Source organism: Polynucleobacter sp. UB-Tiil-W10 (assembly GCF_018881605.1).
GTDB lineage: Bacteria > Pseudomonadota > Gammaproteobacteria > Burkholderiales > Burkholderiaceae > Polynucleobacter.
In genome coordinates this window covers 1,357,350-1,376,007 of sequence record NZ_JACVPZ010000001.1, presented here as the reverse complement: position 1 = coordinate 1,376,007, position 18,658 = coordinate 1,357,350, and the positions used below count along the sequence as shown (strand labels likewise).

Below are 18,658 nucleotides of genomic sequence, written 5' to 3'. Positions count from 1 at the left end.
TGCGGGAAAACCTCGACAGAGACCCCCAAAAAATGGTAGAATTTCAGCTTCAGACGCGGGGTGGAGCAGTCTGGCAGCTCGTCGGGCTCATAACCCGAAGGTCGTAGGTTCAAATCCTGCCCCCGCAACCAAACAGTAGAAGGCTTTAAAGGCAATTTTGTCTTTGAAGCCTTTTTGCTTTTCTGGGCTATTTGGCCGTGTATTGAATTTCCACCAATTTGACTCAAACAATTACAGGCTTTGCAACGCCCAATTGAATATTTACTCGCACTAATTCATCTATCATGAATAGGTCACACACTACTTAAGCACTGCCATGTGGTTACCATTAATCATTCTGCTCTTTGTTCTAGTGCCGGCCATTATTTACTTTGTTGCAATGGAGATGCAACTCCTTCTGGTCACAATCTTCCTATTGGGAGTAGTTTTTCTGTTCACTCAATTGGCAGATACCTTTTTCGGGGGCTCTGAGCTATTGGCAATTCTGGCGGTATTAATTGCCGTAATCCCTATTTTTTTGCTCTACAGAAGATGGAGGCATTCAAAAGAAAGGGTGATTAATAAATCCCCTCCCGATTCCCCTCTTAATAATTAGGATGCTTGGGTTTTTTACTTTTCAGGGGTAATAAAAAACCCGATATCTCGGGCTTTTTTGCTGTCTGAGTATGGTTTTAATTCAAAACCCTGTAACCGCGCCCACTTAAACATCTTTTCACCACTGCTTCTTGAGCTTGATTACCAGAAAATGCGCCACCAGCGCCGCCAATCACGGCGCCTGCACCAGCAGCCTGCGCAATTCCCGAACCATTACCGCCGGTAACCAATCCCAATAGACCGCCAACTACTGCACCAGCACCAGCACCTTTAGCTGCAGTAGAGCCCATGCCCGATTGTTGCTGAGCGTAAGTCTGGCACTCCTTAAGATCATTCTCGTAGGTGGCCTCGTTTACACCTTTCATATCCACAATGGGACGAACGTCAGCGCCAGCACAACCCACTGTCACAGCGGCAACCAACAAAGATACGGTGAATAGCTTATTCATAAGGAGAATCCTTTTATTCAATTTCACATCAGTCGATGCCATAGTCGTTTTATATCATGCCGCCAAAATTGTGTCGAAGACTTTGCATTATTTTTAAACAACCAAGTCTGCGCCCCGGTTTGAGGGGTTTGATAAAAAGGAATGGTCAAATTTTTATATCGTGCAGTCACATCAGGATGTGGATGCCCATACCGATTGCGATAGCCATTTTGTGCAAAAGCCTCATTAGGCTCCAATCTTTTTAGAAGAGCTAGAGATGATGAGGTTTTACTGCCATGATGCGGCGCCATAAAGATCAATTCTCTGTCACCAATTTCTTCTAGCGCTTCAAAGTCTAACCGCTCAATAATTTCAGCCTCGCCCTGCTTCTCAACATCGCCAGTTAACCAAAATGAGCTTAGTTGATTGCGCACCTCAAGCACACAACTGATTTCATTAGGCTTAGCAGAATATTGTTCAGCAAATATCGTATCTTCATGAGGATGCCAAATCACAAACTCCACCCCATCCCATACCCAGCGCTGCCCAAAGCGGCAGGGAATTGCAGGAATACTCCTTTCATGTAAATTTGTCAGCAGTGGATTAGTGCTAGGCAAGGATCCCATCATGAAATTAAATTGAATATGCTTGAGAAGAGTTGCAGCTCCACCAATATGATCACTGTCGCTATGACTGATAACCATACGATCAATCCGATGAATTCCTCTGCCGCGCAAATAGGGAAGAATGACCCTCTGCCCTGCATCATCTTTTTTTCCTTGGATAGGGCCAGTGTCATAAAGTAATTTTCTATTCGCAGTTTCAACAAGTACTGCAGTACCCTGACCAATATCTAGAACACTCGCTTTAAATTCACCTTCGACGAGATGGGCACCCTGAAGTAGTGGAGCTGGCAAAATAAACAAGGGTATAGAAAATGTGATCCCAAACAATCTCCACCCCCATGATTTACTAATATCCCCTGGACGAATGGCGTACACGATTCCACATAGAGAAAGGACAAGCATCCACCACTCAGGCTGCCGTGACCAAACGACCGACCAACTCCAGCCTGCCATCCCCTCCAGAGCAAATGCCAAATACTCCATAGATCCATGGGCGGGCAATAACAGCCAACGCCCAATAAACTCTGGCAACAAAGCTCCAGTGATCGCCAGCGGTGTCACGACATAACTTACCAATGGAATTGCAAAGGCATTAGCAAGGGGTGAAACCAATGAGACTTGATAAAACCAATATAAAGTAATCGGCAGCAATGACAGCGTGACTACTGCTTGCACACGACAAGCTTCGCGTAGCGCCCGTAACCCACGATGTGTCCAATGCACTTCTAATTCTTTTCCGGTTGGGATACCCAATAAACCAGAGGAATCCCCCATGGCATAGAGAATGGCAGCTACTGCACCAAAAGATAACCAAAAGCCTGGCGTATAAGGGGCCATTGGATCAATCAGCAATACAAAGGCAAGGGCCCACCACCAAATATCAAACGATCGCGGATTTCTGCCGGTCCACAAAGCAAATGCGACTACGCCAACCATATACATCGTTCTTTGCGCTGGAATCTGAAAGCCCGCTAACCAAGCATAAACAAATGCAGTCAAAAAACCCGAAACTGCCGCCACCTTACCAACAGGGGCAATCAGAGGCCAAGTGCGACGACGCCAAATAAATGCAGCGAGTGAAGCACCTACAGCCGCCAACATGGTGACATGCAGCCCCGATATGCTTATAAGATGTCCAATACCAGTTGCATTAAAGACTTGCCAGTCTTCTTGATTAATGGCATTTTGATCACCCATGACCAAAGCTATTAAGACTCCTACATAGCGCGCATCACTTGGCAACATTGCTTGAATCTTTTTACGCAAGTGCCAGCGTGCAAGCTCCATGCGTAAGTCAAGCTCTGTCCAAGCAATATCTTTATCCTGCAATAACTCCCCAGACCTTACCGAGCCGCTAGCGCCGAAGTCTTGATGAAACGACCAACGCTCAAAATCAAAAGTATGGGGATTTAGCGAACCATATGGTCGCTTTAGTTTCGCCTTGAACTTCCAGCGTTGACCAGGGATTACTTCAGGAATTTCTTGGGGACTTCTCCAGGCAGGCTGCCAACTCAAATAGATCCGTTTTGGAAAGTCAGGCAGAAGTTCACCTCCTGATGCAGCGCGAACCACTTTAAAGGCAAACTTGGCGCCCGATGAACTACTTTGCGGCAGCGCAATCACCCTGCCCTCGAGAGTAAATTCTTTTCCCTCTAGCTCTGTTGCAAGAATATTTGCCAAGCGCTTTTCAGCGTACCGAGCATTCCACGCAAACCCCATCGTCAATATCAAACTCAAGATTGCCAGTCTTTTGAGAGCGGTCACATCAGGAGCAAAGTAAATCACGCATAAACACAGAGCACCCACAACCATGCAGATAGACAACCAATATTCTGGGATTTTCGGTAAAAAGAGAAGGAGTGATCCCCCGGCGATAAACGCCGTAATAGCTAAGCGCAAGGAGTTAAGAGGCTACTTTGAGGCTTGGGATGTTTTCACAGAGCGCAGACCAGCGCGGCAATGCTTGCATAGCGTTATTCCAGACAGCACTAGCAAATTCAGTCTCGCTAATACCTCTAACCAAAGCAAGCTCTTTTGCAATTCTCGGAAGAAAAGCAGGCTCATTAAATGTAACGCCCTCATCTCTTAGCCATGCCGGTGGAATATCCGGCGCATCCGTTTCAGTGACGATGCTGTCTAGCGGTAACTCTATTAAGAGTCTACGGATCTGCAGGGCTCGATCATAAGTGGCCGCCCCACCAAACCCTAACTTAAACCCAAGTTCAATAAATTGCTCTGCCTGCTGAAAGCTACCATTAAAAGCATGCGCTATTCCGCCAGAAATATTACGACGACGTAAGGCCTTTAAGATGGCATCTTGTGAGCGGCGTACATGCAAAATCACGGGCAATTGAAACTTTTGCGCTAAATCTAATTGCGCATTAAAGAAGAAGTCTTGCCGATGAGGATCTAAGCCTTCAACAAAATAATCCAAGCCGATTTCACCAACGCCTACAAAGCGTGGATCAGAAAGCGATTCAACAATTATTTTTTCGAGGGTTTCAATATCACCCTCTTGCGCCTGATTGGTAAAGAGCGGATGAATCCCGAGGGTATAAACCAAACCAGGAATATCCTGGCAATATTGGTGGGCCATCTCTTTTACATGAGTGCAGTCAGCCACCTTAACGGCAGGAAGAAGAACTGCCTTGACGTTTTTATCAGCAGCCGCATGAATAACCGAATCTAGCGAGCTAGCAAACTCAGGGGCATCTAGATGGCAATGGGTATCGATCCACATGGGATGCCCACTCACGCTGAAAACGTCTTTAGTACTCCACGCTCTAAATGCAATATGCGATCACAACGTTTAGCGCGCACTGGATCATGCGTGACGATCACAAAGGCTGTACCTTGATCGCGAGCAATATCTAACATCAAATCAAATACACCATCAGCAGTCTCGGTATCCAAATTACCAGTTGGTTCATCCGCTAGAACACAGGCGGGATTACCTACCAAGGCACGAGCAACTGCAACGCGCTGACGCTCTCCACCGGATAACTCTCCAGGCGTATGTAATTTACGCGCTGTTAAACCAACTGCATGGAGCATCTTGCTGGCGCGATCCATTGACTCGTCATTATTGAGGCCACGAATGCGTAAGGGTAAGGCCACATTCTCAACTGCACTAAATTCATCTAAAAGATGGTGGAACTGATAAATAAACCCAAGACTATGGTTACGAAGTTGATCTAATTTTTTGACTGATAAATCACTCAAATTGGAGCCGGCCAAGATGACGGAGCCAGTACTTGGACTGTCTAAACCACCTAATAGATGCAGCAAAGTACTCTTACCAGACCCCGAAGAGCCGACAATAGCCACCTTCTCTGATGGGGAAACATCTAAATCAATGTCCTTAAGAACCTCAACTGCAGTAGGTCCTTGACCATATGTCTTGGCTAAGCCTCTTGCCTTTAGTACCAACTTATCTAAATTGACCGCAGATAAATTACTCATAACGTAAGGCCTCCGCTGGTTGTACATTAGCGGCACGACGACTTGGGTAAAGCGTTGCTAATACAGAAAGGCCAAAAGCCATTAAGCCTACTGTTAGCACATCACTTGCCCTCACATCCGAAGGTAACTCACTAATGAAATAAACCTCACGCGGCAAAAACTGCACCCGGAATATAGCCTCAATCACCGGCACGATGACGTCGATATTGAGCGCAATTAATAAACCTAGAGCAACGCCAGCCAATGAACCTAACAAACCAATTGCTAGCCCCTGAATTAAAAATATTCTCTGAATTAATCCCGGGCTTGCACCCATTGTTCTCAGAATCGCAATATCCGCCTGCTTTTCATTAACCGTCATCACCAAAGTAGAAACCAAGTTAAAAGCCGCTACCGCAATAATCAAAGTCAAGATGATGAACATCATTTTCTTTTCAGTCTGAACCGCTGCAAACCAATTGCGATTTGATCTTGACCAGTCGGTAATCCAAAGCGCCTGAGGAACAATGGTTGCCAACTCATTAGCAACCTCTGGAGCCCGCTGCATATCATCCACCTTGACGCGCAGACCCGATGGATCATGCAAGCGCAACAGAGCTGCAGCATCTTTCCAGTGCATGATGGCTAAAGAGCTGTCATATTCATAATGACCGCTATCAACAATGCCGACGACTTGAAGGGTACGCATGCGTGGCATAGCACCTGCTGGAGTTAAATCACTTTCAGGAACAATTAAGTTGATGCGATCACCAACGTGCGCACCAATCATTGCTGCAAGTTGGGCGCCCAAAGCAACCCCAAAACTACCCGGCTTTAAGTCGTCAATATTGCCCGCAACAAATTGTTTTGGTAGAGCTGAAACTTTGCCTTCCTCACTGGGCAAGATGCCACGGATAGCTACCCCACGCATCATGTTGTCGCGAGTAAGCAATCCCTGTGAACTCACCATAGGCGCTACGCCAACTACGTGTGGTTGAGTTGCAACCTTAAGCGCAAGTGGCTCCCAATTTGCCAATCCATCAGGCGCGGTGATCTCTACATGGGACAACACCGACAACATACGATCACGTACTTCTTTTTGGAAACCATTCATGACTGACAGAACCACAATCAGCGAGGCAACCCCCAAAGCGATGCCAGCAGTAGAAATTCCAGAGATAAAGGATAGGAAGCCATCACGCTTGCCAACAGTCTTACGACGCTTGGATCGGGTGTAGCGCAGGCCAATTTCTAGCTCAATAGGGAGTCTTAACATAGACACAGTTTAGTGAATCGCGGAGACAAACTGATGGAATACCTAAATGCCACCTAAAATCAGGGGAATGAACGCTAATTCCACCCCCTCTAAGGCAGCAATTCGCCGCTTTACCCTGATGCTTTCAGGGGAAGATGCGCTAGATGAGCATGAAAGTAGGGGCGCACCCCGGCAAGGACTGCCTCATGAGTGCTTTTTGCTGGGAGAATTGGTCCCACTTGCCCCTGTTTTGCTACTCGGGCAATCCGATCAAGCAGTCAATCCAGCCGAAGTCATTGCCTGTCTACAGCCAGTTCATCTTCATGCTACGCGCGATCACCTAATTTTGATGGGGCAAAACCAGATTGATCTGACAACCGAAGAGTCTGCCCAACTGCTCAATGCAGCACTACCTTTTATTGAAGAAGATTTTCAAGGCTCCGTACTTTTCCATGATCAGCATTATTGGTTTGTTCCTGCGGGCCCCTTTTCTAGCTTAACAAGTTACAGCGTGGATCAGGCTCACGGCCGGAATATCGATTGGTGGATGCCTCGAGATACCGAGGTAGATGGCATTGCTAAGCGCTGGCGCAAACTCCAAAATGAAATTCAGATGCTATGGCACATTGGTCCCGTCAATGAAGAGCGCGAACAACGCGGCATGCCCAGTATTAACTCCATCTGGATTAGCGGCATTGGCAAGCTCAATGATGTAGAGGTTCCCGAAGCATTAAAGCAATCTCAGCACCTCATTGGTCAGAACCCAATCCTGACTGGCCTGGCAAGGTATCTGAATATTGCTCACAAAAATAATTTAGACGGACAAGTTCTGGCTGGCGCCTTTGCCTGGCTTGAGCAACCTCAATTGGCGTGGCCTCAATTAAGTGCAGCACTGCTGAATAAGCAATTGGATGAAGTAGTCATCATTGACTTTCCCAAAGGTAAAGCGCGCGAGCGTATCTTCACCACTAAAGATCTTCATAAAAAATCATGGGCCTTCTGGAAAAAAGCAGAACCACTGACTTGGAAAGAAATTACTCAAGCATGAGTTTCGTATGAGCTTATTTTCTCAACGCCCATTCTCAGAACGCACTGCCACCTGGTTGGCACAGAGCGGTTTACATCCATTACTAGCAAGACTTTACGCTGCACGGGGTCTGGAATCCCCAGATGAGCTTTCTCTCGATTTAAAACAATTACTTTCACCGGTAGATCTGAAAAACTGCATTCATACTGCCTCTTTACTGGCAGACATCATTGAGAAAAAAGAGCCGATGCTCATCGTTGCTGACTATGACTGCGACGGCGCCACCGCTTGCGCAGTGGGTCTGCGCGGTTTACGAATGCTAGGTGGCACTGAGACGCCGATTCAGTTTCTAGTTCCCAATCGATTTACGATGGGTTATGGCCTTACGCCTGAGGTAGTGGAATTAGCTGCAAAGCAAAACCCCAAACCAAAATACCTCATCACTGTAGATAACGGGATTGCCAGCGAAGCTGGTGTTGACCGCGCTCGTGAACTTGGCATGGAGGTGATTGTGACCGATCATCACCTACCTGGAGACCATCTACCTAAGGCACTAGCAATCGTTAATCCCAATCAGCCAGGTTGCACTTTTCCAAGCAAGGCGCTCGCTGGTGTTGGTGTGATGTTTTACGTATTAGTTGCACTGCGCGCAGAATTACGTAAGCGTGGGAAATTTACTAATGAGACTCAACCCAAGGTGGAGAATCTTTTAGATCTTGTTGCCTTGGGAACTGTTGCTGACGTTGCCCAACTCGATCGCAATAATCGAGTATTAGTTTCTAATGGCTTAAAAAGAATTCGTGCTGGTATTTCACAGCCCGGAATTCAAGCACTGTTTCAGGCCGCCAACCGCGACCCACGAAAAGCAAATACCTTTGATCTAGGCTTTGCTATTGGCCCCAGACTCAATGCAGCTGGGCGCCTAGCGGATATGACCTTAGGGATTCGTTTACTAGTTACAAATAACGCTGATGAAGCGATAACCTTGGCCAACGAGCTGGATCGAATTAATCGAGAGCGCCGCGTCATTGAAACTGGTATGCAAGAAACTGCTCTCTCTCATCTTGCCGAAGATCAACTGGATGGCACTATGGCTGAGCGCACTAGTATTTGTTTATGGAATCCTGAGTGGCATCAAGGTGTTGTTGGAATTGTTGCTTCACGTTTAAAGGAACGCTTCAACCGTCCATCAATTGTATTTGCCCCAGCTGATGGCAGCACTGGCGAAGAATTGCGCGGCTCCGGTCGCTCACTTACGGGCTTTCATTTAAGAGACGCCCTAGATCTTGTTTCAAAGCGTGAGCCTGGGCTAATTCTGAAATTTGGCGGCCATGCAATGGCTGCGGGCTTAACGATTCGAAAAAGTGATTTTGAAAAGTTTGATACCTGTTTTCAACAAGTCGCCTCTGAATTGCTGACCAAGGAATTATTGGAGCGTCGCCATGCGCATGATGGCGAATTGGAGATTGCTGAATTTACCCCTGAAATCGGCGACTTGCTCGCTGAAGAGATCTGGGGCCAAGGCTTCCCTCAGCCAGTGTTTTACGGGGAATTTGAAATTACACAGCAAAGCCTCATGAAGGAAAAGCATTTACGACTCATGATTCGCCCCATCGGGGCGTCAGATCCGAAGATCGGTGGCAAGCCACTCACTGCCGTTTGGTTTAACCGCACCCAAAGCCTGCCTGCCAAAGCTAAATTAGCCTACCGCCTAGTTACCGACCGCTATCAGGGTCAAGCCCGCGTTCAGTTGATGATTGAAGCCCATGATGAGACCCCTGGCACCTGAGGGTCCAAAGGAATAACCCCCTTATAATTAGGGGATGGAAGCTGAACAACTAAACACTATTTCGAATACCTTGTCCGATCTGCTCACCCGTGAGCAAGCTCTTCGGGGGTATCTTTGACTTCGACGTAAAGTCACGTCGCCTTACCGAAGTTAACTCAATTCTGGAAGATCCCACTATTTGGGATGATCAAAAGAAAGCGCAAGCGCTGGGCAAAGAAAAGAAATTGCTCGACGGCGTAGTTGCCACTCTCACTGATCTCAATACCAACATCATTAGCGCTCTTGAGCTATTCGATATGGCTAAAGAAGAAAGCGATTTTGAAACGATCGCTGCTATTGAACAAGATGTTGAAATCTACAGCAAAACTATTGGTGACTTAGAGTTCCGCCGCATGTTCCACAATGAGATGGACTCTTGTAATTGCTTTATTGATATTCAAGCAGGCGCTGGGGGCACTGAAGCCTGTGACTGGGCTAGCATGCTCTATCGTCAATATCTTAAGTATTGCGAACGTAAAGGTTACAAAACCGAAATCCTTGAAGAATCTGATGGCGATGTTGCGGGTATTAAGAGTGCAACTATCAAAGTCGATGGCGAATACGCTTACGGCCACCTCCGCTCAGAAACTGGTGTACATCGCTTAGTACGGAAATCTCCGTTTGACTCCTCCAATGGCCGTCATACTTCTTTTGCCTCTATCTATGTGTATCCAGAGATTGATGACTCGATTGAAATCGACGTCAACCCTGCTGACATTCGCACCGATACCTACCGCGCCTCTGGTGCGGGTGGTCAGCACATTAACAAAACAGACTCGGCTGTCCGTCTAACCCATATTCCAACCGGGATTGTGGTGCAGTGTCAGAACGACCGTAGTCAGCACCGTAACCGCGCTGAAGCAATGAGCATGCTTAAGTCTCGCCTCTACGAACATGAGATGCAAAAGCGTCGTGCTGAACAAGACAAGCTAGAAGCTAGCAAGACTGATGTAGGTTGGGGTCATCAAATCCGCTCCTACGTTTTGGATCAGAGCCGCATTAAAGACTTACGCACGAACGTCGAAATCTCCAACACCCAGAAAGTATTGGATGGAGATTTAGATGCCTTTATCGAAGCCAGCCTGAAACAAGGTGTTTAATTAATCACGAATATGAACGATAAAACAAATTTAGATACTGCCCCAGCTACTGAAGTAATTGATGAGAACCACATCATTGCGGAGCGCCGTGAAAAACTGGCCAAGCTTCGTGCTGGTGGCGTTGCATTTCCAAATGACTTTGTTCCAACTCATTTAGCGGCTGATTTGCATGCTCATTACGATAGCCTCACTAAAGAAGAGCTGGCTGCTAAAAAGGTTCATGTCAAAGTAGCCGGACGCATGGTACTCAAGCGCGTAATGGGTAAGGCAAGTTTTGCAACCATTCAAGATCGCAGTGGTCAGATTCAGTTCTATATCAATGATGAGCTTAGCGGCGCTGATGTTCATGGTGCATTCAAGCATTGGGATATGGGTGACTTCATTTCTGCTGAAGGCAATCTTTTCAAGACAAATAAAGGTGAGTTGTCTGTTGAATGCAGTAATTTGCGTCTCCTTAGCAAATCCTTGCGTCCATTACCGGATAAGTTCCATGGCCTCTCAGACCTAGAGACTAAATACCGTCAGCGCTATGTGGATCTGATTGTGAACCCAGAAAGTCGCAATACATTCAAGGCGCGTAGCAATGCAATTGCATCATTACGTCGCCATATGTTGGATGCCGACTTCATGGAAGTAGAAACACCCATGCTCCACCCAATTCCAGGTGGTGCCGCAGCAAAGCCATTTATTACCCATCACAACGCCCTCGATATGCAAATGTTTTTGCGTATCGCGCCAGAACTCTATCTCAAGCGTCTTGTAGTCGGTGGTTTTGAGCGCGTCTTTGAAATCAATCGCAACTTCCGTAATGAAGGCGTTAGCCCACGTCACAACCCTGAATTCACCATGATGGAGTTTTACGCGGCGTATACGGATTACCGCTGGCTAATGGATTTCACAGAAGGCTTGATTCGTTCTGCTGCGATTGATGCTCAAGGCACTGCAGTATTGACTCACCAAGGTCGTGAACTCGATCTAAGCAAGCCATTTCAGCGCCTTACCATTAACGAAGCCATCCTTAAGTACTGCGGTCAGTCAGGCAAGAGCTATGAAGCCGCTCAATTAGATGACATCAACTTTATTCGCGCTGAATTGAAAAAAGGTGGTGAGAACCCAGACGCCCCAACGCTCAAGAATGCAGGTATTGGCGCACTTCAACTCGCCTTATTTGAATTGGTTGCTGAAGAGCACCTTTGGGAGCCAACTTACATCATCGATTACCCAATCGAAGTCAGTCCACTCGCTAGAGAATCTGATACTCGCCCAGGCATCACTGAGCGCTTTGAACTCTTTATCACGGGCCGCGAAATCGCGAACGGCTTCTCAGAGTTAAATGATGCAGAAGATCAGGCAAACCGCTTCCGCAAGCAAGTTGAGCAAAAAGAAGCCGGTGACGAAGAAGCAATGTACTTTGACCATGACTTCATCCGCGCCCTCGAGTACGGCATGCCCCCGACTGGTGGCTGCGGTATTGGCATCGATCGCTTGGTAATGCTATTGACCGATGCACCCAATATTCGTGATGTGATTCTCTTCCCACACTTACGCCGCGAGGAAGAATAACGATTTCCGAAATAAACAAAAGGCACCCTAGGGTGCCTTTTTTATTGCCAAGCATTTAAATTACGCTGGCAACCCTTTTTCATCAAACACGCCCTCAAACAAAGCAGAGCTTAAGTAACGCTCAGCCGTATCTGGCAGAACAACAACGATGGTTTTACCTGCGTATTCAGGCTTTTTAGCTAGGCGCACAGCGACTGCAGCTGCAGCCCCGCAAGAGATGCCCACCAAAATGCCTTCTTCTTTGGCGATTCGTCGTGCAAATTCAATTGCCTCTTCATTGCTTACCTGTTCAACCCTATCCACCACTGATAAATCGAGGTTATCCGGAATGAACCCAGCGCCAATACCTTGGATTTTGTGCGGCGCAGGTTTAATTTCTTCACCATTTAACTTCTGTGTAATCACCGGGCTAGTAGTTGGCTCAACTGCAACCACCTCAATATTTTTTTTCTGAACATTCTTGATGTAGCGCCCTACCCCTGTAATCGTGCCACCCGTTCCAACACCAGCAACAAACACATCGATCTTGCCATCGGTGTCTTCCCAAATTTCTGGGCCCGTAGTCTTCTCATGAATCGCTGGATTAGATGGATTGCTAAATTGCTGAAGCAGCACATATTTAGAATCAGATTCAGCAATTTCTTTAGCTTTGGCTACGGCGCCATTCATTCCCTTGGGGCCTTCAGTCAAAATAATCTTTGCGCCCAAAGCAGTAAGCAACTTGCGACGCTCAATACTCATCGTCTCAGGCATCGTCAATGTCAGAGGAATACCGCGAGCAGCTGCCACGAACGCCAAAGCAATGCCAGTATTACCGCTTGTGGGCTCCACCAATTCTTTGCTTGGACCGAGAAGGCCTTTTTCTTGTGCGTCATTGATCATGGCGACACCGATACGGCATTTAACAGAGTAAGCGGGATTGCGGCCCTCAATCTTAGCTAGCACGGTAGCCTTAGCGCCATCCGTTACGCGATTTAAGCGAACTAGAGGTGTCTTACCAATCGTTTCGGAGTTGTCGGCAAAGTAAGTCATAGGGATTCCTTAATACAAAAAGTTTGATAGATATCTTATGGGTTAAAGCTGCTCTTGTAAAAGATGAGATTGTTATTAGCTAAATACTAAAACCTATTAAGAGGCACCTTAAATATGAAGCAAGGTAACGGCTTCCTGCGCTGTCATTACGCCCTCGTCGGTAGGAACGACCCAAACCTCGACACGGCTTTGTGGGGTGCTAATTTTTAAGGTTAAGTTCTGCATTGCTTCTTGATTCAACTTTTCATCTATCTCGACCCCAAGCCATGCCAGTTTTTTGCATACTGCCGACCTTAAAAAGGGGTCATGCTCGCCTATGCCTCCGCTGAAGGAAATGAGATCAAGGCCACCAAGGCATCCAATCATTGCACCGCCTTCACGAATAATCTTATAGATAAATAACTCAATCGCTTCTTTGGCCAAAGGATCTGAACTTGCTCTTAGCTTTCTCATATCAGCAGAGATGGTTGAAACACCAAGCAAACCGCTCTTTCTATAGAGAAGATCTTGTAGTCGATCATGAGTGTATCCACGCTCGACCAAATACATTAATACACCAGCATCTAGCGAGCCGCTTCGGGTGCCCATCATCAAACCATCCAAAGCAGAGAAGCCCATAGTAGTAGCAACACTTTTTCCATCTATAGCAGCACATAAACTGGCACCATTACCAAGATGGGCCATTAGTACTTTATCTCTCGCCCTCTTAGAGTTCTCCATTAAGTCGCCAATAATGTACTGATATGAGATGCCATGAAAACCATAGCGCCGCACTCCTTGATCGGTAATCTCCTTAGGTAGTGCTAAGGAAGTTTCAAGAGCGCTCATGGTTTTATGAAAGGCAGTATCAAAACAAAGCACTTGGGGGATGCCTGGGAATACCTGAGAAAAGGCCCTCACGCCATCTAAGCTGTGGGGCTGATGAAGCGGTGCCAAAGCGCTCATCGCCGATAATTTTTCCAAAATAGCATCAGTAGAAACGATGGGCTGAAAAAACTCGGAGCCGCCATGAACAATCCGATGGGACACTGCTCGTATGGCAGGCAGCCCTTTGATTCCTAGCAACAATTCTTTCAGATGCAGCAAGGCAGCAATAAAAGGGTCTTGGTCTACATCTTCAAAATGCTCTGCATGTTCCGCTCCCTTATAGGCGTAACGGAGCTCTGTCTTTCCACCGGGCTCAAGACCTTCAAAACTACCAGAGAGTACTGAAGGTAGCACTGACCCATCAAGGGTTGGATAAATTGAAAACTTGAGAGATGAAGAGCCAGCGTTAACAGTCAGAATTGCCATAAGAATATGAAGTATGTTTTATGAAGCCAATAAATTAGGCGATAAACAGTGGGCCCACTATATCGCTTTTGCATTTTTAAAAAATGTTAGGGCGAATAAAAGTAGTAAGACGCAAAACCAAAGTAATGACCATTCTGGAACTTGCAATCCAACAATAGCGGGCAACTTAGCCGAACAAAGTCCATCCGCCTTAAACAACCAAGGCAAATCCCGCACCAATTGAAATTGATTAATCCAAACCTCTAAGGGATCAATCCCACAAGAAGACTCTGGGTGAGATAGCAACCAGACCTGCTTACCGGCAATGATGGCGCCAAACCCCGCTGATAATGCCGCCAGAATGTGGAACAGTTTTTTTAGAGGAGATATCCCTGCCGCTAAAAAACAGCTGATAGCAATTCCAAGATAGCCAATTCTCTGCAAGATACATAAAGGGCATGGCAGAAAAGAGACTCCCCGATAGCCAAATTGCTGGAGCAAAACGGCAAAGACCACCAAACTCAGGGTGAATAAAGAAATCGATAGATATTGGGCACGACTCATCCCTAGATGATAGCGAGATCAGCTTCCAAGAACCCTAAACTCAGGCTTTTATAACCAAAAGTCCATTACTTATAAGAAGTTAATTGCTCATTGAGGCCTGGATACCCCCTGCAGTTACCCAAGATTGAGGATAATTGAGGTTTAGACAACCTCAACAAGATTAAGTATTTATGGCAGCCTACAACACTGAAACTGTTCTTACCGTTCACCATTGGAATGACACGCTTTTTAGCTTCACCACTACCCGCAATAAAGGCCTGCGCTTTCGTAGCGGTCACTTTTTGATGATTGGTCTTGAGGTTGAAGGTAAACCACTAGTAAGAGCCTATAGCGTTGCTAGCCCGAACTATCAAGAACATTTGGAATTTTTAAGTATTAAAGTTCAGGACGGTCCACTCACCTCACGCTTACAAAAAATTCAGGTGGGCGATCCCATCCTCGTTAGCGAGAAATCCGTTGGCACTTTGGTGATCGACGATTTGAACCCTGGAAAACATCTATACCTTTTCAGCACCGGAACGGGACTTGCGCCATTTATGAGCATTATTCGCGACCCAGAAACCTATGACAAGTTTGAGAAAGTGGTTCTTATTCATGGCGTTCGTCTTGTGAGTGAGCTCGCCTATGGTGATTACATCAAGAATGAGCTAACTCAAGATGAGTACCTTGGCGAACTGATTCGTGAAAAGCTTATCTACTACCCAACGGTTACTAGGGAGGCGTTTAAACATACAGGGCGCTTAACTACAGCCATTGAATCTGGTCAGCTATTTAAAGATATCGGCCTACCTCCGTTAGACCCAGCAGTCGATAGAGCCATGATCTGCGGCAGTCCTTCCATGCTCAAAGAAACCGCTGAGATGCTTGATGCTAAAGGCTTTAAGGTATCCCCAAGCCTAGGCCAACTTGGAGATTATGTATTTGAACGTGCCTTCGTAGAGAAGTAAGCTTCAGATTTGATATACCCAAAAGTAGTTTAGTTATCGTTATATATTCCTTGTGAATATATAACGATCTTGATACAGTATCTCTAACGAGAACAGTTTCAAGGAGTTAAGATGTCACCTGTTAGAGAACATTACAACCCGACTATTATTAGCCTATTGCGTGAGCATGACCAGTTACCCCATGACAAGGTAGCCGAAAGAAAATGCTTTCAACGCAAAATTCTATTTTTAATGAACGCTATTAAAACAGCTGAGTTTGAAACTTCGTTTTCTTAAATACTCAACTCTCTTTAGATAATAAAAAAACCGCCTCTGTGGCGGTTTTTTTATTTGATTGTGATTTAGCTCTCTTCAGAGCAAATCAGCTCATCCCAGTTAATCCTCTATCTGAAAATATACTTCAGTACTGACTTTAGTATTTGCTTGGATGTTAGCGGATTTTTCAACGCCATTAGATGCTGCGAAACTTTTTTCTGTTGTAAGCAAAACGGATTGAGCGGCTGCATCTTGTTTGTTCTCAACTGTGTATCCCATATCTCACTCCCTTATCCAATCTATGCAGACGTATCTGACCAATAAGACTAGAGAATAGGATGTTTTCTTATATATGAAAAGAACATATATTTCATTTGCTTATATCTGTTTAAATATAAGAAGAATTAGCAGATTAAAGCCTGCATTTGCCATCAGCAGCATTAAACAAAGCCTTTTTAAGGCGCCATCTGAAACGGCATGAGCCTCCAAGACTGCCTTGGCAAGCCTTAAGCCCAGCCAATATGCTGGAATAGCAAATATAAGGTAACTGAGCCAACCAATACCTCCACCCATCACACTTGCGGCAACGATAGCAAATAAAGATATGCCAGAAACGAAATGGGATAACAAAGAACGGGTTCGCTCGAATGCTTGATTGGTTGAGTTCAGGTACAAAGCAGCTGGAGGCCCACCAATTCCACATGCCCCTAACAACAAACCTGATAAGCCGCCAGCTAAGCCATCTAAAGTTCTAGAGCTATTTAATTGCACGTTAGGCTTGAGCAGCAAGTAGCTTGCAAAAAAAAGAATGACTGTACTTGTAGCTGTTTTGAGTATGTCTAGCGGAATAAATCCTCCCAACCAAATACCTAAAGGCAGAAAGACTGCCGAAAAAAACAACATGAGTAAAAGACGAGGCCGATCTAGTTGATGCACTTTCCATTGCCGAGAAAGCAAGGCGCCACCAAAAACTTCGGAGCACATTACGATTGGAATTAGGAATGGGATCGGAAAAACCCACATTAGAAGAGGCGTCATAATGAGCGCCCCACCAAACCCGCTCAACCTTCTAATGAATCCACCAAAAACTGCCGCGACTAGCAATAAGCTAATAGGGGCTAGGTTTTCAAGAATCAAACTACCTCACTGACATCATGTTCGCCAGCAATCAGATCGCGAATTTGACGGCGGATTTCTAAATAAGCAGGCGTATCCTCAACCATTCTCCGAGGCTCCGGAACCCGAATAATCTCTTTGACTCTTCCTGGGCGACGCGTCATCACAACGATAACATCCGAGAGGTTGATGGCTTCTTCAATACTGTGCGTTACCAGCACAACAGTTTTACTTTCCTCATTCAAAATCCGAATCATTTCAGCTTGCATCATCGCGCGATTTTGAGCATCCAAGGCAGCAAAGGGTTCGTCCATTAAAAGGACCGTTGGATCTACGACTAAAGCTCTTGCAATCGACACGCGTTGACGCATGCCGCCAGAAAGTTGATGGGGATAGTGATTGGTAAATTGACTGAGTCCCACCAAAGATGCAAAACGAGTCACGATTTGATTAATTTCTGTAGCGCTAATGCCTTTGATTTTTAAACCAAATGCAATGTTGTCATATACAGTCAACCAAGGAAAGAGAGCGTAGTCCTGAAAAACCATGGAACGATCTGCACCAGGACCCTCAACCACTTTCCCAGCGCATTCGATACGCCCAGCTGTCGGGACCTCAAAGCCAGCAATTAAATTTAACAATGTGGTTTTGCCACAGCCGCTATGTCCCAAGATTGAGCAAAACTCATTCTTGCTAACCTCTAAAGAGATATCGTCGATTGCCAAAACTTCTTGCTCCTTGGCATTCATCGAAGGATAAATTTTTCGGACGTGCTCTACTTTAAGTGCTTGCATTGAATTATCTGTTTGAATAATTAGTCGATTAACAATACTGCTTACGCATTCAGCGCTCTAGACCATGGCATGAGTTTTTGCGCCGTGAATCGAATCAATCTGTCTAAGAATAGGCCAATTAATCCAATGGCTAACATACCAACCAAAATGTAATCCGTTCTAAGAACAGTGCGCGCGTCATTAATTAAGAAACCAAGACCGGAGTTAGCGCCAACCAATTCAGCCGCCACTAAAGCCATCCAACCTACCCCAAGACCAATACGGATACCAGTAACGATCTGCGGGAGTGCTGCGCGCAAAACAACGCGAGTAATCACACCCCAAGAACCAGCACCCAAACAGCGTGCCGCTCTAATCAGGTTTGGCTCGACATTCTTTACCGCATCAATCGTATTCAAGAGGATTGGGAAGAAGATTCCCAAGAAAATAATAAATTGGTTTTGAATATTACCCACACCAAACCATAAAATACTCAACGGAATCCAAGCTATTGGTGGAATGGGTCGCAATATTTCTACGATTGGATCAACCTGCTCATTCACCCATTTAAAACACCCCATCACTATTCCCAAAGGAATAGCGACAGAGGCATAGCAAAATGCGACAAACTCTCTGGATAAACTATCAAACAGATGCTTCCAGATCTCTCCGGATTTCATTAATTCAAAACCGCCTAGCGCCACTCCCGAAGGAGGTGGCAACAAAGTGGCTTCTGTTTTATCCAAAATAAACCGACTGGCATATTCCCAGGCAGCAAGCAAAATGACTAATAAAGCTAGGCGACGAAATTGCTTGAAAAAATTAAGTATTGGCATA

General features: G+C 45.9%; 18 protein-coding genes and 1 tRNA gene. 7 read left to right on the top strand and 12 right to left on the bottom strand.

The genetic code is table 11. The annotated features are described in order from the left end of the window. Positions 1-54: 54 nt before the first annotated feature. Positions 55-131 (top strand) — tRNA-Met (locus ICN33_RS07090). 540 nt (positions 132-671) lie between these two features. Here ICN33_RS07090 and ICN33_RS07085 read toward each other — a convergent pair. Genes ICN33_RS07085 through ICN33_RS07065 form a run of 5 tightly spaced genes read right to left on the bottom strand, consistent with a single transcriptional unit; the run spans position 672 to position 6,365 of the window. Next, a complete protein-coding gene (locus ICN33_RS07085; protein WP_216195717.1) occupies positions 672-1,043 on the bottom strand; it encodes a glycine zipper family protein in 372 nt (123 codons plus the stop codon). Between the two features lie 23 nt (positions 1,044-1,066). Next, a complete protein-coding gene (locus ICN33_RS07080) occupies positions 1,067-3,547 on the bottom strand; it encodes a DNA internalization-related competence protein ComEC/Rec2 (RefSeq protein ID WP_255530692.1) in 2,481 nt (826 codons plus the stop codon). Positions 3,548-3,551: 4 nt separating this feature from the next. Beyond that, entirely contained in the window at positions 3,552-4,388 is an 837-nt protein-coding gene (locus ICN33_RS07075; RefSeq protein WP_216195715.1) for a TatD family hydrolase, read from the bottom strand. A gap of 11 nt (positions 4,389-4,399) precedes the next feature. Next, positions 4,400-5,110, bottom strand: a complete 711-nt coding sequence (locus ICN33_RS07070) for an ABC transporter ATP-binding protein (protein ID WP_216195713.1) — start codon at positions 5,108-5,110, stop codon at positions 4,400-4,402. Then, entirely contained in the window at positions 5,103-6,365 is a 1,263-nt protein-coding gene (locus ICN33_RS07065; protein ID WP_216195712.1) for a lipoprotein-releasing ABC transporter permease subunit, read from the bottom strand. Before ICN33_RS07065 ends, ICN33_RS07070 begins: the two co-directional genes overlap by 8 nt. Before the next feature lie 67 nt (positions 6,366-6,432). Here ICN33_RS07065 and ICN33_RS07060 point away from each other — a divergent pair, with 67 nt between their 5' ends. The 4 genes from ICN33_RS07060 to lysS all read left to right on the top strand — a co-directional run bounded on the left by ICN33_RS07060 (position 6,433) and on the right by lysS (position 11,862). Further along, positions 6,433-7,392: a hypothetical protein gene (locus ICN33_RS07060; protein WP_255530691.1), complete on the top strand. Its 960-nt coding sequence runs from the start codon at positions 6,433-6,435 to the stop codon at positions 7,390-7,392. A 7-nt stretch (positions 7,393-7,399) separates the two neighbouring features. Next, positions 7,400-9,160 carry a single-stranded-DNA-specific exonuclease RecJ gene (recJ, locus tag ICN33_RS07055; RefSeq protein ID WP_216195708.1) on the top strand — a complete coding sequence of 587 codons (1,761 nt, stop codon included), beginning with the start codon at positions 7,400-7,402 and terminating at the stop codon, positions 9,158-9,160. 34 nt (positions 9,161-9,194) lie between these two features. Continuing rightward, positions 9,195-10,299 (top strand): peptide chain release factor 2 gene (prfB, locus tag ICN33_RS07050; protein WP_216195706.1). Its coding sequence is split into 2 segments (ribosomal slippage): positions 9,195-9,266 and positions 9,268-10,299, totalling 1,104 coding nucleotides; the frame shifts between segments, so codons are not numbered across the junction. A gap of 12 nt (positions 10,300-10,311) precedes the next feature. Beyond that, positions 10,312-11,862: a lysine--tRNA ligase gene (lysS, locus tag ICN33_RS07045; RefSeq protein ID WP_216195705.1), complete on the top strand. Its 1,551-nt coding sequence runs from the start codon at positions 10,312-10,314 to the stop codon at positions 11,860-11,862. 60 nt (positions 11,863-11,922) lie between these two features. Here the strand turns inward: lysS and cysK are convergent, their stop codons facing one another. From cysK to ICN33_RS07030, 3 genes are all read right to left on the bottom strand, one after another. Next, positions 11,923-12,894: a cysteine synthase A gene (gene cysK, locus ICN33_RS07040; RefSeq protein WP_216195703.1), complete on the bottom strand. Its 972-nt coding sequence runs from the start codon at positions 12,892-12,894 to the stop codon at positions 11,923-11,925. Between the two features lie 108 nt (positions 12,895-13,002). Continuing rightward, on the bottom strand, positions 13,003-14,187 hold the full coding sequence (locus ICN33_RS07035) for an acetate/propionate family kinase (RefSeq protein WP_216195701.1): 1,185 nt from the start codon (positions 14,185-14,187) through the stop codon (positions 13,003-13,005). Positions 14,188-14,244: 57 nt separating this feature from the next. Next, positions 14,245-14,730, bottom strand: a complete 486-nt coding sequence (locus tag ICN33_RS07030) for a disulfide bond formation protein B (protein ID WP_216195699.1) — start codon at positions 14,728-14,730, stop codon at positions 14,245-14,247. Between the two features lie 170 nt (positions 14,731-14,900). Here ICN33_RS07030 and ICN33_RS07025 point away from each other — a divergent pair, with 170 nt between their 5' ends. Continuing rightward, complete coding sequence (locus tag ICN33_RS07025; RefSeq protein ID WP_215291637.1) at positions 14,901-15,677, top strand: ferredoxin--NADP reductase; 777 nt, start codon at positions 14,901-14,903, stop codon at positions 15,675-15,677. Between the two features lie 111 nt (positions 15,678-15,788). Beyond that, positions 15,789-15,953 (top strand): hypothetical protein, encoded by a 165-nt coding sequence (locus tag ICN33_RS07020; RefSeq protein WP_216196635.1) that lies wholly within the window; start codon positions 15,789-15,791, stop codon positions 15,951-15,953. A gap of 99 nt (positions 15,954-16,052) precedes the next feature. Here the strand turns inward: ICN33_RS07020 and ICN33_RS07015 are convergent, their stop codons facing one another. The 4 genes from ICN33_RS07015 to ICN33_RS07000 form a co-directional block, all read right to left on the bottom strand. After that, positions 16,053-16,211, bottom strand: a complete 159-nt coding sequence (locus tag ICN33_RS07015; RefSeq protein ID WP_216195696.1) for a hypothetical protein — start codon at positions 16,209-16,211, stop codon at positions 16,053-16,055. A gap of 99 nt (positions 16,212-16,310) precedes the next feature. Beyond that, positions 16,311-17,036 carry a sulfite exporter TauE/SafE family protein gene (locus ICN33_RS07010; RefSeq protein ID WP_255530833.1) on the bottom strand — a complete coding sequence of 242 codons (726 nt, stop codon included), beginning with the start codon at positions 17,034-17,036 and terminating at the stop codon, positions 16,311-16,313. 29 nt (positions 17,037-17,065) lie between these two features. After that, positions 17,066-17,842, bottom strand: a complete 777-nt coding sequence (locus tag ICN33_RS07005; RefSeq protein WP_216195693.1) for an ABC transporter ATP-binding protein — start codon at positions 17,840-17,842, stop codon at positions 17,066-17,068. Between the two features lie 41 nt (positions 17,843-17,883). Beyond that, positions 17,884-18,657 (bottom strand): ABC transporter permease, encoded by a 774-nt coding sequence (locus ICN33_RS07000; protein ID WP_216195691.1) that lies wholly within the window; start codon positions 18,655-18,657, stop codon positions 17,884-17,886. Position 18,658: the final 1 nt, after the last annotated feature.